The following is a 14783-nucleotide window of genomic DNA, read 5'->3' as shown; positions in this document are numbered from 1 at the left end:
CGCATGCGTCCATCACTCGATCAGCCTGCGGGTCCAGTCGTTTCGCGGCGCACCAGTTGAATCGGCAGGACGTCGTGGACCGGTGCGCCCATGCCGCCGGCTCGAATGCGTTCGACGAGACGCCGCGCGGCAGTTCGCGCCATCGCTTCGACCGGCTGGCGGATCGAGGTCAATGCCACCAGCGGGGACCCTGCCAGCGGCATGTCGTCGAAGCCGATCACCGAAAGTTGTTGTGGCACGGCGACGCCCTGTCGTTTGGCCGCTTCGAGCACGCCGAGCGCGATCGTGTCGTTGCCGGCGATGATGCCGGTCACGCGGTTGTCGTCGCTCAGCATTGAAATGGCGCTCGAATAGCCCGCTTCGCTGGTGTAATCGCAGAAAATCAGCGGCACGGATTCACGCGGGATGCCGGCTTCCGCCAGCCATTGAAGCGCGCCTTTGACGCGGTCCCGGCTCGTCGACGTGTTTTGTGCACCCATCACGAGCCCGATCCGGCGATGACCCAGCTGGTGCAGATGCTCGGCCGCGATGGTGCCGGCGTGTACGTTGTCGACCTCCACCGTGTCCACGCGAACATTGTCGACGGAGCGAACCACGAGTACCAGCGGGATACCTCTTCTTTGCATTTCGGCCACGACCGGCGAGTCGAGCGTGGCCGTGGCGAAGATCATTCCGTCGAGATAGCCGTCGATCAACGGCCGGAATGCAAGCAGGTTCTCGGGGTCGTTCATCGAGTCGATCATTAGCGTGATCTGATAATCGAACTCCAGCAAGGCATCGTGCAGGTGAGTCAGCAGCAGCGTCATGAAGCGGTTGTGCAGTGCGCCGACCACCACGCCGATGAGCTTGGTCGCGGATTTTCGCGTGGACCGTCCTTGCGACGGAATGCGGTAGCCCAGTTCGGCGGCGACGGTCTGCACCGCGCTACGCGTTTCGCTGCTGATGGCCGGATGCCCGGCGAGCGCGCGCGAAACCGTCGAGATGGATAGACCGAGGCGCTCGGCGACGTCTTCGAGACGGACTTTCGCGGGTTTCGCGCGGCCCTGTGTGGATTCATTCGTTTGCATAGATTTGCATAGAAAGTAGTGACGAAGAATGGTCGATGCCCCGCCAGAACCGTTCAGATTCGGGCGCGTAGGGTAAGTCTGGAGCATTTGCGCAAAGTTTGCATAAAAATTTGCGCTACATTTGCAACCATACCGCAAGCGCTTCGCATCAGACAGCCTGCTCCCGTCACCCGCAAACAAGGAAATGCAAATGGCAATCCAGTATCTGAAGAACGGTCGTAGCGTAGAAGACTCTTCGCAAGACGCGGCCAAGGTCCGTGATGTCGTCACGGGTATTCTTGCCGACGTTGCATCGCGCGGCGACGCGGCGGTCGCTGAACTCTCGGCGAAGTTCGACAACTGGTCGCCCGAGAGCTTCCGTCTGTCGGACGAAGAGATTGCGAGCTGTGTGCGCTCGTTGTCGTCCGGCCAACTCGACGACATCAAATTCGCGCAGGCACAGGTGCGCAACTTCGCGCAGGCGCAACGCGACTCGATTCGCGACGTCGAGATCGAGACGCTGCCCGGCGTGGTGCTGGGTCACAAGAACATGCCGGTGGATAGCGTTGCCTGCTACGTGCCCGGCGGCAAGTTTCCGCTGGTTGCGTCGGCACACATGGGCGTGGTGACGGCGAAGGTGGCCGGTGTGCCCCGCATCATCACGGCGTCGCCGCCGGTCGGCGGCAAGCCGAATCCGGCCGTGGTCGCTGCCATGCATCTCGGCGGCGCCGACGAAATCTACACCTTCGGTGGTGTGCAGGCGATCGCCGCGATGGCGCTCGGCACGCAGACGATCGATCCGGTCGCCATGGTGGTCGGACCGGGCAACGCGTTCGTGGCCGAAGCGAAGCGTCAACTGTTCGGCCGCATCGGCATCGACCTGATTGCGGGTCCGTCCGAAACGCTGGTGATCGCGGACGACAGCGTCGACGCGGAAATGTGCGCGACGGACCTGCTCGGTCAGGCGGAGCACGGTTTCAACACGCCGGCGATTCTTCTCACGAACTCGCTGCAACTGGCGAAGGACACCATCGCGGAAGTCGAGCGGCTGCTCAAGATTCTGCCGACCGCGAACACGGCCGGCGTTTCCTGGCGCGACTACGGCGCCGTGATCGTGACCGATACGCTGGAAGAGATGGTCGCGGTGGCGGATGACATCGCCTCCGAGCACGTTCAGGTAATGACGCGCGACCCGGACTACTTCCTGAAAAACATGAAGAACTACGGTGCGCTGTTCCTCGGCGCGCGGACCAACGTCGCGTTCGGCGACAAGGTGATCGGCACGAATCACACGCTGCCGACGGGCAAGGCGGCGCGTTACACAGGCGGACTCTGGGTCGGCAAGTTCATCAAGACCTGCACGTATCAGAAGGTGTTGACGGATGAGGCGAGCGCCTTGATCGGATCGTACTGTTCGCGGCTGTGTGCCATCGAAGGCATGATCGCGCACGGCGAGCAGGCGAATATTCGCGTGCGCCGTTTCGGCAACCGCGAAGTGCCGTACGGCACGGCCGTTCCCGCCTGATTGCCGGTGCGGGCTGTGCGTGGAATGTGCGTGGGCAGGGCAGTCGTGCCTGCCCGCTGTTAGTCCCCGACTTGCTGCAGCGTTTCGAGTGCTTCCAGAAGCGCGATCTTGGCGGGGCCTTTGAGGAATTTCTTGAGTTCCTTTTCGACCTGATTCTGCGCCGCGCGCCAGTACGGCTCGGCTTCTTTCAGTACACGAGCACCCGCGGGACTCAGGGTTGCCAGCTTGTACCGTGCGTCGTCGTCGCTGGAAACATCGACCCAACCGGCGTCGATCAGCAACTTGATGTTTCGGGAGATCGTGGTTTTGTCGAGCGAAAGTTCGGTGGCGATCTCGTTGTAGGTGGCGGAGCCGAGCCGGTCGAGGCCGCGCAAAAGAGTGAGCTGCGTGATTTTCAGGCCGAGCGGGCGCAACGCATTGTCGTAGACGCTCGTCAGGGCATTCGCCGAGCGCCTGAACTGGGTGCAATAGCATTCAGTGAACATCGTCAATCCTCTGAAGATTGAGAAGTGTATATGCAACTATCGTAGCACTGCTCGATGGAAGCGTCGATGTTAAGACAAGCCGTCGCGGAGAAATCCCGCTTCGGGTTCGCACCAGGTTGAAGGGCGATCTGGCTTAACTAGACTGATGCATATACATCGGTTGTAGATACACCTCCAGGTCTGTTCCGTCACGCTGTTCGAATGAAGGGAGTGGAGGGAGAAGAACGTAGCGTGCGATATGGCGTCTACACGCTTTCTGCAGACCGTTTGCGCGCTTATAGATGTATATGCATCGGAACAGCGCCGCGATTCACTTTAAAAAAGGAGTTTCTTGCCATGCCAATTATCGTTTGCAACACACGCGCTGGACTGGACGTCGACGTCAAACGCAAGATCGCCAAGGCGATCACCCTTGCCGTGAACGAGACTATCAAATCGCCGCTCGACATCATCAGCGTGATCTTCAACGATCTCGCATCCGAAAGCAGCTATGTCGGCGGGGAGCCGGGCGGCGACACGCTCATCATGTGCAACATCCGCGCCGGCCGATCCGACGACGCCAAACTCACGCTGGTCAAGAAAGTGAGCGCCATTTTCAGCGACTTCGCCGGCATCTCCGAAGATCGCATCGAAACAGGGCTGCTCGAATACGTTCCCAAATTCATTATTCGCGGCGGCAAGCAGTTGCCCGATCCACCTTACGCGTGATCGACGGCATCGTAGTGAGGCGCTGCAGATAAGGTCATAAATAGTTGCATACCTATGCATTAGGAGACGGGTTTGGATACCAAGCGTTCGACCGCGGCAGGGCATTCGTCACCGAAGATGCTGACGATTGCGATCGCCAGTTTTATAGGAAGTGCCATCGAATGGTTCGATTTCTTTCTGTACGGAATCACCTCGGCACTCGTTTTTGGCAAGCTGTATTTCGCTGGCGGCGATCCGCTGACGGGAACGCTACTCGCGTTCGGCACTTTCGCCGTCGGTTTCATCGCGCGTCCATTCGGAGGAATCGTTGCAGGGCATCTGGGTGATCGCGTCGGGCGCAAGTTCGTTCTCGTCACGACACTTCTCGCCATGGGACTGTCGACCACGCTGATCGGTTTCGTCCCGTCGTATAACCACATCGGACTGGCCGCGCCCGTTCTGCTGGTCCTGCTGCGTATCGTGCAGGGTCTCGCCGTGGGTGGCGAGTGGGGCGGCGCCGCGCTGATCGCCGTCGAGCATGCGAATCCGAACCGGCGCGGTCTCTTCGGCAGCTTTCCGCAGATGGGTTTGCCGGCCGGCTTGTGCATGGCGGTGGGCGGAATGGAACTCGCCAGCCGATTGCCGGAAGCGGAATTCCTGGCCTGGGGTTGGCGCATTCCGTTTCTGTTCAGTGCGGTACTCGTCGCGGTTGGACTGGTGATCCGGCTCCGTATCGAAGAGCCGCCCGCCTTCAAAAAAGTGCTCGATAGCGACGCCACCGTCAAACTGCCGATCGTCGAAGCGGTCCGGCGTTTTCCGCGAGCCATCCTTCTGTCGGCCGGACTCCGCTTCGCAGACAACATCCTGTACTACGTATTCACCACGTTCGGCCTGACGTACATGACGAGCCATCTCGGCTTGCCTCGAAAGACGGTACTCGTCGCGATCCTGATTGCGGCCGCACTCGAACTGTTGACGAAGCCATTCTTCGGCGCGCTATCGGACAAGATCGGCCGCAAACAGGTGGTCGTATTCGGTGCGCTGGTCGCGGTGGCGGCGCCGTTTCCCTTCTTTCAACTCGTGGGAACCGGCAATCCGACGCTCGTCGTGCTCGCCGAAATCATGGTGCTGAGCGTGGCGCACGCTGCGGTCTTCTCGCCGCTGGCGGCGTGGTTCGCGGAGATGTTCAGCCCCGAAGTGCGCTACAGCGGTGTGACGATCGGCTTCCAGTTGGGCGCTTTGGTGGCCGGCGCTCCTACGCCGCTGATCGCGACGGCACTGCTTGCCAAATACGGCGACTACACGCCGGTGGCCATCTTCGCGATGCTCGCGGCCGCTATCACGCTCATCTGTGCCCTGTTCGTGCGTGTCGCCACCGACCCGAAAGCGTCGCCGGCGCACACGTTCGTACCGGCAGCCGGGACGAACGACAGTTGAGCGCCGTCGATAAAACTGAGGCGATCAATTGAACCGGAACCGCAGGAATAACTATGTCGAACGGACTTTTCAGGCTTGATGGAAAAACGGCGGTGGTGACGGGGGCAAGCCGCGGCCTCGGCGCCGACATCGCGTCGCTGCTGGCCGAATCCGGCGCTCATGTCTACCTGCTCAGCAGGGGCGCGCAGGAACTGGAAGAGGTTGCCGCACAGATCCGCCGGAAAGGCGGAATCTGTACGCCACTGACGTGCGATCTGTTGAACGACGATCAACTGGAGCAGGCGTTTGCCGATCTCCCCGCGCTGGATATTCTGGTCAACAACGCGGGCACCAATATTCCCTCACGGATCGCGGACGTGAAGACTTCGGACCTCGATTTCGTCCTCGGTCTGAATGTGAGGGCCACGTATCTCGCGACACGCGCCGCCGTTCGCAAGATGCTGGAAACGGACGATTCGCGCGACCGTTCCATTATCAATATCTCGTCGCAGATGGGACATGTCGGCGCGCCCGATCGATCCGTGTACTGCATGACGAAGCACGCCATGGAGGGACTCACGAAGGCCGCCGCGGTCGAACTCGCACCGAAGATACGCGTGAATTCGGTCGCGCCGACTTTCGTCGATACGCCCATGACCCGGCCGTTCTTCGAGAACGAACAGTTCAACCGCTGGGTCTTCGATCGTATCCCGATGGGCCGCCTGCTTCCCGCGGACCAGGTGGCGGCCGCGGTGCTCTACCTGGCGTCTCCGGCCGCCGCGATGATTACCGGCACGAGTCTTCGCATCGACGGCGGATGGACGGCGCAGTGAACCGCGTACGAGCAGTGTAAAGCGCACTGCAAAGAACACCGAACCGGTCACCGGATGGCCTGAATCGTTGCGTATACGTCATTGTAGGTGCCGAACGATGCAGCGAGAATTGACTCGTCGCTTTGAGCGCATGACGTAGCCCGCAGCACGGTTCTTTCTGTTGATTCTCATGTCTCGCATCGGAACCTGCGTGCGTTCTGAACCGGAACACAGAGGCAAAAGCGGACTCGCTGTGCACGCCACGCGGAACGTTGCCGTGTCTGCGTCAGGCGACCATTAATCCCATTTGTTTGTCCGCCGGCGCACTGCCATGGCGGATGATTCCCCACGACTGGAAAAGGTGAGATGTCCAGAGGAAAGAATGTTCTGCCAGAAGCGGGGCCGACGTCGTCACGGCCGGCGCGAGGCTGGCTGAAGCGGGCTATTGCCGGTGTAGCGGCCGTCGCTGTCATCGGCGTCTGCGCGTTTGCTGCGTTGGCATGGCGGCCCGCCATTCCGGAAGCGCCCACGCCTGACGCCTCCAGCTTCTCGCCCGTGCTGATCCAGCAAGGCAGCCGCCTCGCGGCCGCAGGCTTCTGTGCCAGTTGCCATAGCGTTGCCGGCGGCAAACCGCTGGCGGGCGGCTACGCGATGAAAACCGGTTTTGGCACCATCTATTCCACCAATATCTCGCCGGACCGCGAGACCGGTATCGGCACCTGGTCTGAAGAAGCGTTTCTGCGTGCCATGCACGAAGGTGTGGCGCGAGACGGATCGCATCTTTTCCCGGCCTTTCCGTACGACCACTTCACCAAGCTGTCGAATGCGGACGTCCACGCGCTCTACGCGTACATCATGACGCAGCCGCCCGTGCATGCGGAAAATCATCCCAACGAGATGCCGTTTCCATTGGGATTCCGGCCTCTTCAGGCGGGATGGAAATTGCTGTTCTTTCATCCGGCGCGCTACGAACCGCAAGCGGATCAGTCGCCCCTCTGGAACCGCGGCGCCTATCTTGCCGAGAGCCTGAGCCATTGCTCGGCATGTCATACGCCGCGCGGGCCATTGGGCGAGGAACTGAAGGGCCGTTTGTATCAGGGTGCCGCCGTGGATGGATGGTTTGCGCCACCGTTGACGGCGGACAATCCGTCGCCCGTTCCGTGGACGTCGGCCGAGTTGTCCGATTATCTGACCAGGGGGATGAGCCGCTATCACGGCCCGGCCGCCGGTCCGATGGCGCCCGTCGCGCACGAACTGGGCATGCTCGACCCCGAGGATCAGAAGGCGCTGGTGACCTATGTCGAGTCGCTCGGCGGCGGCGACGCGAGAGCGGATCACACGGCGGTCGCGGTGAAAACGGCACTCGCCGCCGATGCGCAGGACAGCTCGCGTATCAGCGACGCGGGCGGCCGCCTGTTCGTGTCGGCGTGCGCTTCGTGCCATTACAACCGCACACCGGACGTCAATCCGGTCCGACCGGAGTTGGGTCTCAATAGCCCGGTGTTTCTCGACGATCCGTCGAATCTGATTCGCGTGATTCTTTACGGGATCAGTGCGAAAGAAGGCGCCGGCGGGATCGTGATGCCCGGCTTCGCACGCGGAATGAGCGACGAGGACGTGGCGAGCATTGCCGTCTATTTGCGAAACACGCGCACCGACAAAAAGCCCTGGCCGGATCTGGCGAAGCAGATCGCCACCATTCGCGCCGCAGGACCTGGAGAAATTCGATGACACGCCTACGCATCAACGGCAAAGCCGTGAACGTCAACGCCGAAGAGCAAACGCCCCTGCTATGGGTCATTCGCGACGAAGTCGGGCTGAAGGGAACCAAGTTCGGTTGCGGAATCGGCATGTGCGGTGCGTGCACGGTTCATGTCGGCGGAAGGCCCACGCGCTCCTGCGTGACCCAGCTCGGCGCCGTAGAGGGCGCTGACATCACGACGATCGAAGGACTGGACGCACACGGCGAGCATCCCGTGCAGCGCGTGTGGCGGGATATCCAGGTGCCGCAATGCGGCTACTGCCAGTCCGGCCAGATCATGCAGGCAGCCGCCATGCTCAAGGATTTCCCCGAGCCGACCGACGCGGATATCGACGCGGTGATGACGGGCAATCTTTGTCGTTGCATGACGTATTCGCGGATTCGCGAGGCCATCAAACAGGCGGCGCGCGCCATGGCGGAGAGCAAGGCATGAGTCGGGTAAAGCAGGGCATCGAAGGCGAGACCATCAATCTTTCGCGGCGCTCGTTCGTCGTCGCGACGGTGGCGACGGGCGCGCTGTTCGGTTTTTCGAATGCAGCCTACGCGCTGAACGCATTCAGCAGCGCGCCAACGGATTCCGCCGAATCGACGGGACCGGTTTTCGAGCCCACCGTATGGTTCGGCATCGATCACAACGGCATCGTGACGGTGAACGTGCCGAAGGCCGAGATGGGTCAGCACATCGGCACCGCGATCGCACGTATTCTCGCCGACGAACTCGAAGCCGACTGGAACATGGTCAGAATCGTGGGCGTCGATACCGATCCCAAGTGGGGCTTCATGGTGACGGGCGGCAGCACGTCCGTATGGGCGACCTTCCCGGTCTTCAGCCGGGCAGGCGCGGCCGGCCGTATTGCGCTGATCGAGCAGGGAGCCAGGCTGCTCGGCGTACCGGTTGCATCGTGCACGGCACGCGGCGGCGCAGTGCACGCCGGCAAGCGCTCGATCGACTATGGCCAGATCGTGCAGCGCGGCAACCTGGGTCGACGTTTTTCCGCCGACGAAATGAAGGCATTGCCGATCAAGCCCGCGTCCGGTCGCAACCTGATCGGCAAAGAGACGCGCGCGCTCGACGTTCCGCACAAAACGAACGGTACGGCCGTGTATGGCATCGACGTCGACATTCCCGGCATGGTCTACGCGCGCCCCAAATTACCGCCGACACGCTATGGTTCGAAGGTCGTGTCGATCGACGATAGTGCCGCGCGCAACATCAAGGGCTATCTTCGCAGCATCGTTCTCGACGATCCGTCCAACACGGTGCCGGGCTGGGTGATGGTGCTGGCCGAGTCGTACTACGCGGCGCTGCGTGCCACCGATCTCATCAAGGTCACATGGCAAAGCGGCGATACGTCGACCGTATCCGAGAAGAACCTGTTCGATCACGCTGCCGCGCTGATCGCCGACAGCAGTCAGGGCGCGTTGCTCGACACGGGTGGCGGAGACGTGGACGGCGGCCTCAAAAATGCAAAGAAGACGCTCGAAGGTGTCTACACCACGACGGGCGTTCTTCACTTTCAACTCGAACCGGTCAACGCGGTGGCGTTCGAGAAAAACGGCGTGTTCGAGATTCATACCGGCAATCAGGCACAGGGCTTTATTCTGCCGGTTCTCTCGAAGGCGCTCGGCGTGCCGGTGGATCGCATCGTCATGCGAACGTATCTGATCGGCGGTGGATTCGGTCGACGGCTAAACGGCGACTACACGGTGCCGGCGGCGCTCGCCACGCAGAAGCTCGGCCGTCCGGTCAAGATGGTACTGACGCGCGAAGACGATACCCAGCTCGACTCGCTTCGTTCGCCCACCTTGCAGCGGCTGCGTCTGGGATGGAACGACGAAGGCAGAACGCTGGCGATGGAACACGTGGCGGTCGCGGGTTGGCCTAGCCTGACCGTGTTTCCAGGCAATCTGAAGAAGGGCACCAATGGTGCGCCGTTCGATCCGTTTTCGATTTCGGGCGCGGATCACTGGTACGAAGTGGGCGCTTTGCGGGTCCGCGCGATCAATAACGATCTGGCGCAGAAAAGTTTTCGCCCCGGCTGGTTGCGCGCCGTCGCGCCTGGCTGGACGAACTGGGCGCTCGAGTCCTTCATGGACGAAGTGGCTCACACTCAAGGAATCGACCCGGTTGCTTTCCGCCTGAAACATCTCACGGCCGCGGGTCGCAATGCGGGCGCGGCGCCGAGTTCGGTCGGCGGCGCGTTGCGTCAGGCCAATGTGGTTCGTCGAGTGGCCGCGCGTGCCGGATGGGGGCGCGCAATGCCGGCAGATACCGGGCTCGGTCTCGCGAGTTCTTTCGGACAGGAGCGCGACATGCCGACCTGGTGTGCGTGCGTGGCGCAGGTCAAGGTAGACCGGCAGACCGGACGCGTGACGGTTCAGAAGCTTTGGATGGAGATCGACGCCGGCTCCATCATCGATCCCGACGGCGCAATGGCTCAGGCGCAGGGCGGAACCTTGTGGGGCTTGAGCATGGCACTCTACGAAGGGACCGAGTTCGAGAACGGCAACGTCAAGGACAAGAACCTGAATACGTACACGCCGCTGCGCATGGTCGACGTGCCGGAGATGGATATCGCTTTCGTGGATAGCGCCGAGGTGCCGGTGGGGCTCGGCGAGCCGCCTACGACGGTCGTCGCGCCCGCCATCGGCAACGCGATCTACGCGGCCGTGGGTGTGCGAATGCGCCATTTGCCCATACGGCCGGCGGCGATCAAGCTGGCACTGGATCAGGCGCAACCGAAAAAAGCGGGCTAGCGGCGGCGCGCAAGGAGCCTACGTTCTCTTCGATATGCCGTCCCGTACCTCATCAGGATCGACCGACTTTTCCGCTCTGGATGTGGAAGGTCGGCGGGACGAATCTGCTGGCACAAAGGGGCTTTCCGACCCGTGGAGTCAGGCGCGATTGTCGGCGAATGAAGTCTGCTTGGTGCTTTTCGACGGATGGTGCGAACGGCGTAACGTCACGGCGCTCGCGTATCTCATGCACGCGTGGCCGCTGATCGACGATGACGAGTTTCTGATTCGACGCCTGCTGCAGTCGATGCGTGAGCTTGAAAAACATCACCGCGATACGCTGCTCGACAGTGAGATCGTATTGATCGAACTGCTGTGCAATGAACTATCGGACCGGGAATGAATTCCCGATCCGATCAGGGTACGCAGAAAAAAACATCGATCATTCAACCGTGCTTTTCGGTGCCGGCACATCCGCGAGTCCGTTTGGAAGCATCATGCGTGCCGTGGATATGATGTTCAGGTACTCGCGCAGCAGTTTGATTTTTCCACCTTCTTCGACAAGACGGGTGACGTAGTCCTGAGCGTACACGCGCTCCGTGCCATCGATGAATCCATCGGTATGGTATTCGGTGAACAGCCCGTGACCGTCTTTCAGTTCGTGGATGCTGACATTCGACACGGTGAACGAAGAGAAGCGCGACCGGATGAGATTCAGCACTTCCCGTAGGGCCTCTTTTCCCTCGAATCGGGTCGGCATGCCGAGCGTCGAAAAATAGGGGAATTCGAATACGCCGTCGTCGGCAAAAAGATCGACGCAGCGATCGACCGACGTATCGAGATGTTTAAGGCAATCGAAAAATTCGTGGATCAGTTCATTGGCGGATGACATGTGAGTGTCCTGGTGTCGAAAGAAGCCACGCGCCGCTTTACGTGCGGCGGCACGTGGCCATTCGCGTGAATGGGTGGTTGCGCGCTCAGATCTGGGCGATGCCGCCGTCGACGAAGTACTCGCTTCCCGTCACGAAGCTGCTGTCGTCGGAGGCGAGGAAGGCGGCGACCTTGGCGACTTCGTCGTCACGGCCAATGCGCGCGAGCGGCGTGACGCTGGCCGCGAAACCGAAAAAGCCGCTGACCTCGTCTTTGCTAATGCCCATCTTGTCGTGACCCGGGGTTTCGATGACGCCGGGGCTCACCACGTTCACGCGGATGTTCTGGCCTTTGAGATCGGACGCCCAGGTTCTCGCGAAAGAACGCACCGCGGCCTTGGTGGCGCTGTAGATGCTCCAGCCGTTGAAACCCTTGCTACCGACAATCGAGCCCGTGAGGATGATCGATCCGCCCGACCGGATCAGCGGCAGCGTTTTCTGAACCGTCCAGATCACGCCTTTGACATTGGTATTGAGCAGATCGTCGACGTGCTGCTCGGTCAGATTGCCGAGCGGCGCGGGTTTTGCAAAGCCGGCATTCGCGAACACGACATCCACGTGTCCGACTTCCGTTTTCACCAGATCGACCAGGCGATCCAGATCGGCAGGGTTCGTCACGTCGCCTTGAACCGCGACCGCGCGGCTGCCCAGCGCGCTGACCGCCGCATCCAGTTCCGCCTTGCGTCGACCGGTCAGATAGACCCGGGCCGCGCCTTCGTCGAGGAATGCTTTGGCCGTCGCGAGGCCGATACCCGAATTTGCGCCGGTGACTATGGCGGTTTTATCTTTGAGCCGAGACATTGAAGTTCTCCATTCTGTAGAAGTGACGGGGCGCAACCGCGATCGACGACGGCGTCGCCGCATTCAGGTTTTCGCGTCCCATGAGCGGGGTGGTGCCCGATGACTACAGTTTGGCGCTTGCCATTCATGGCGACAATGTCATAATTGCCACCTTTCTCGCCATGGAGTGTCAGCCATGCACAGAGTCGGTTTTATCGTTTATCCCGGCTTCCAGCTCGTCTGCCTCGCAGCCAGTTCGGTTTTCGAAGTTGCCGATCGCGTCCTCGGCGTGCCGCATTACGAGGTCACGATCCGCTCCGAAGCGGGTGGCACGATTCGAGGCACCGCCGCCGTTTCGGTGCTGAGCGATCCACTCGGAGACGAGTCCTTCGACAGCATCATTGTTTGCGGCGGCGCGGACGTCCCGATCGCATCGCCGGGACTCGTGGACTATTTGCGCGAGGCAACCGCGACCACGTCGAGAATCGCGGCGATCTGCACCGGCGCGTTCATTCTGGCCCAGGCCGGTCTTCTGCATGATCGCCGCGCGACCACGCACTGGATGATGGCGGCGGAATTGGCGCGACGCTATCCGCAAGTGCAGGTGGAAGCGGACCGGATCTTCGTTCAGGACGACCGGATCTGGACCTCCGCGGGGATGAGTGCTGGAACCGATATGGCATTGGCCATGGTGGAAAACGATCACGGTATCGAAGTCGCGCGGACTGTCGCGCGTCAGCTCGTTCTCTATCATCGCCGTGCCGGCGGACAGTCGCAGTATTCGGCGCTGCTGGAATTGGCGCCTAAAACGGACCGCATTCAGAATGCGCTCAACTACGCCCGCTCGAACCTGAAAAGCCCCTTGTCGCTGGACGAACTCGCCGACGCCGCGCGTCTGAGTTCGCGCCAGTTCAGTCGTGCCTTTCGCGACGAAACCGGACAAACGCCCGCGAAGGCGGTGGAACGTCTTCGCGTCGAGGCCGCGCGGCAGATGCTGGAACAGGGACGCCACACGATCGAGACCATTGCGTACGAGACCGGATTCGCCGACCGTGAACGCATGCGGCGGGCCTTCCTGCGTACGCTGGGTCAGCCGCCCCAGAGCGTGCGCCGCAACGCCTCCTAGCCCCTTCACGGCGCGTGCATTAGCGACGCCTCCGTCGTAGGCGGATGTCGTCGCATGCTCGTGAATCTACTCGCCTTCCTCCTCGCGCCTGCCGGCGCAAATCCAGTCCGAAACTTCTTTTCGAAGCGCGCCTTCCGCGCGCGCGGCGGCGTGTCCGAAATCGTTGCATCTACGTCATTGAGGATATAAGCGCCGCTCCTTACTATTCCCCTCACTTTGCCGCGTTCTGCCATGCAGTCGAAAGCCGACCGCGGCAAGGTCGAATTTTGTCCGTCGCACTAACGTCGTCATTCGGCTACGTACCGCGCCGCTATTTTGAGGGGTTGATCGTATGGATATCGGAGTTCCTGCGGAAACAAGGCCACATGAAAGCCGGGTCGCCGCGACACCTGAGACCGTGAAGAAATACGTGTCGCAGGGTCACCGTGTTCTTGTTCAGCACGACGCGGGTTTGGCCGCGAGTTTCACGAACGAGAGCTTTTCGGCAGCCGGCGCGCAGATCGTGGATGCAGCCACGGCCTTCGCGGCCGAAGTCGTATTGAAGGTACAGAGCCCGACCGACGTCGAGATTCCTCTGCTGAAGCGCGGCACGGTGCTCGCGGGCATGCTCGATCCGTTCAACGCGGAAAACGCGGCCAGGCTGGCTGCGGCCGGTGTCACGGCATTCGCACTCGAAGCCGCGCCGCGCACGACGCGCGCGCAAAGTCTCGATGTCTTGTCGTCGCAAGCCAATATTGCCGGATACAAAGCCGTGCTATTGGCCGCCACGTTGTACCCGCGCTTCCTGCCGATGTTGATGACGGCGGCCGGCACGGTGAAAGCGGCCAGGGTTCTGATTCTCGGCGCAGGGGTGGCCGGCTTGCAGGCCATCGCAACGGCAAAGCGTCTCGGCGCCGTCATCGAAGCATCGGATGTGCGTCCCGCCGTCAAGGAGCAGATCGAGTCGCTCGGCGCGAAATTTCTCGACGTGCCTTTCGAGACCGACGAAGAGCGCGAAGCGGCGCAGGGCGTAGGCGGTTACGCGCGCCCCATGCCGCCTTCATGGCTCGCGCGTCAATCGGCACTGGTTCACGAACGCGCCACGCAGGCGGACATCGTGATCTCCACGGCGCTCATTCCGGGCCGGGCCGCGCCGACACTCATTGCCGTCGACACCGTTCGCGCGATGAAACCGGGTTCGGTGCTGATCGACCTCGCGGCGGGCCGCGGTGCGGAGTTCGAAGGCCGGCGCGGCGGCAATTGTCCGCTGACGGAAGCCGACACGGTCGTCACGCGCCACGGCGTTCAGATTGCCGGCTATACCAACCTCGCTTCGATGGTGCCTGCCGACGCATCGTCGTTATACGCACGCAACCTGCTCGACTTTCTGAAGCTGATCGTCACGAAAGAGGGCGCGTTGAATATAGATCTCGCCGACGACATTGTCGCCGCCACGCTTCTGGCGCGCGACGGTGAAGTCACGCGCAAACCTTGAAGGAG

At 61.5% G+C, this 14783-nt stretch carries 14 protein-coding genes; 10 read left to right on the top strand and 4 right to left on the bottom strand.

The genetic code is table 11. The features are described from left to right. Positions 1 to 20 precede the first annotated feature (20 nt). Positions 21 to 1067, bottom strand: a complete 1047-nt coding sequence (locus tag P3T18_RS32980) for a LacI family DNA-binding transcriptional regulator (RefSeq protein ID WP_429304164.1) — start codon at positions 1065 to 1067, stop codon at positions 21 to 23. A gap of 190 nt (positions 1068 to 1257) precedes the next feature. Between P3T18_RS32980 and hisD the strand changes: the two genes are divergently transcribed. Beyond that, positions 1258 to 2571, top strand: a complete 1314-nt coding sequence (gene hisD / locus P3T18_RS32975; RefSeq protein ID WP_429304163.1) for a histidinol dehydrogenase — start codon at positions 1258 to 1260, stop codon at positions 2569 to 2571. Between the two features lie 59 nt (positions 2572 to 2630). Here the strand turns inward: hisD and P3T18_RS32970 are convergent, their stop codons facing one another. After that, on the bottom strand, positions 2631 to 3056 hold the full coding sequence (locus P3T18_RS32970) for a MarR family winged helix-turn-helix transcriptional regulator (RefSeq protein WP_429304162.1): 426 nt from the start codon (positions 3054 to 3056) through the stop codon (positions 2631 to 2633). A gap of 336 nt (positions 3057 to 3392) precedes the next feature. On the opposite strand from P3T18_RS32970, the gene P3T18_RS32965 reads away from it, so the two are divergent. The 7 genes from P3T18_RS32965 (at position 3393) to P3T18_RS32935 (ending at position 10872) form a co-directional block, all read left to right on the top strand. Next, positions 3393 to 3764: a tautomerase family protein gene (locus tag P3T18_RS32965; RefSeq protein WP_429304161.1), complete on the top strand. Its 372-nt coding sequence runs from the start codon at positions 3393 to 3395 to the stop codon at positions 3762 to 3764. 72 nt (positions 3765 to 3836) lie between these two features. After that, positions 3837 to 5180, top strand: coding sequence for an MFS transporter (locus P3T18_RS32960; protein ID WP_429304160.1), 1344 nt, complete (start codon positions 3837 to 3839; stop codon positions 5178 to 5180). A 53-nt stretch (positions 5181 to 5233) separates the two neighbouring features. Next, a complete protein-coding gene (locus tag P3T18_RS32955; protein ID WP_429304159.1) occupies positions 5234 to 5992 on the top strand; it encodes an SDR family NAD(P)-dependent oxidoreductase in 759 nt (252 codons plus the stop codon). A gap of 345 nt (positions 5993 to 6337) precedes the next feature. Continuing rightward, entirely contained in the window at positions 6338 to 7702 is a 1365-nt protein-coding gene (locus P3T18_RS32950; protein ID WP_429304158.1) for a c-type cytochrome, read from the top strand. Then, positions 7699 to 8166, top strand: coding sequence for a (2Fe-2S)-binding protein (locus P3T18_RS32945; RefSeq protein ID WP_429304157.1), 468 nt, complete (start codon positions 7699 to 7701; stop codon positions 8164 to 8166). The genes P3T18_RS32950 and P3T18_RS32945 overlap by 4 nt, the downstream gene beginning before the upstream one ends. Then, positions 8163 to 10490 carry a molybdopterin cofactor-binding domain-containing protein gene (locus P3T18_RS32940; protein WP_429304156.1) on the top strand — a complete coding sequence of 776 codons (2328 nt, stop codon included), beginning with the start codon at positions 8163 to 8165 and terminating at the stop codon, positions 10488 to 10490. The genes P3T18_RS32945 and P3T18_RS32940 overlap by 4 nt, the downstream gene beginning before the upstream one ends. Before the next feature lie 34 nt (positions 10491 to 10524). Next, the gene (locus tag P3T18_RS32935) at positions 10525 to 10872 is read left to right on the top strand and encodes a hypothetical protein (protein WP_429304155.1); all 348 of its coding nucleotides are present in this window, start codon (positions 10525 to 10527) and stop codon (positions 10870 to 10872) included. 39 nt (positions 10873 to 10911) lie between these two features. On the opposite strand, the gene P3T18_RS32930 is transcribed toward P3T18_RS32935, so the two are convergent. After that, entirely contained in the window at positions 10912 to 11361 is a 450-nt protein-coding gene (locus P3T18_RS32930) for a nuclear transport factor 2 family protein (protein ID WP_429304154.1), read from the bottom strand. Positions 11362 to 11446: 85 nt separating this feature from the next. Then, positions 11447 to 12199 carry an SDR family NAD(P)-dependent oxidoreductase gene (locus tag P3T18_RS32925; RefSeq protein WP_429304153.1) on the bottom strand — a complete coding sequence of 251 codons (753 nt, stop codon included), beginning with the start codon at positions 12197 to 12199 and terminating at the stop codon, positions 11447 to 11449. 175 nt (positions 12200 to 12374) lie between these two features. Between P3T18_RS32925 and P3T18_RS32920 the strand changes: the two genes are divergently transcribed. Continuing rightward, positions 12375 to 13304, top strand: coding sequence for a GlxA family transcriptional regulator (locus P3T18_RS32920; RefSeq protein ID WP_429304152.1), 930 nt, complete (start codon positions 12375 to 12377; stop codon positions 13302 to 13304). 331 nt (positions 13305 to 13635) lie between these two features. Next, a complete protein-coding gene (locus P3T18_RS32915) occupies positions 13636 to 14778 on the top strand; it encodes a Re/Si-specific NAD(P)(+) transhydrogenase subunit alpha (RefSeq protein WP_429304151.1) in 1143 nt (380 codons plus the stop codon). The last annotated feature ends 5 nt before the right edge of the window (positions 14779 to 14783 follow it).

The organism is Paraburkholderia sp. GAS199 (assembly GCF_050436585.1).
Lineage (GTDB): Bacteria > Pseudomonadota > Gammaproteobacteria > Burkholderiales > Burkholderiaceae > Paraburkholderia.
Note: the sequence above shows the minus strand (reverse complement) of the source record. Positions and strands in the feature narration are given on the sequence as shown.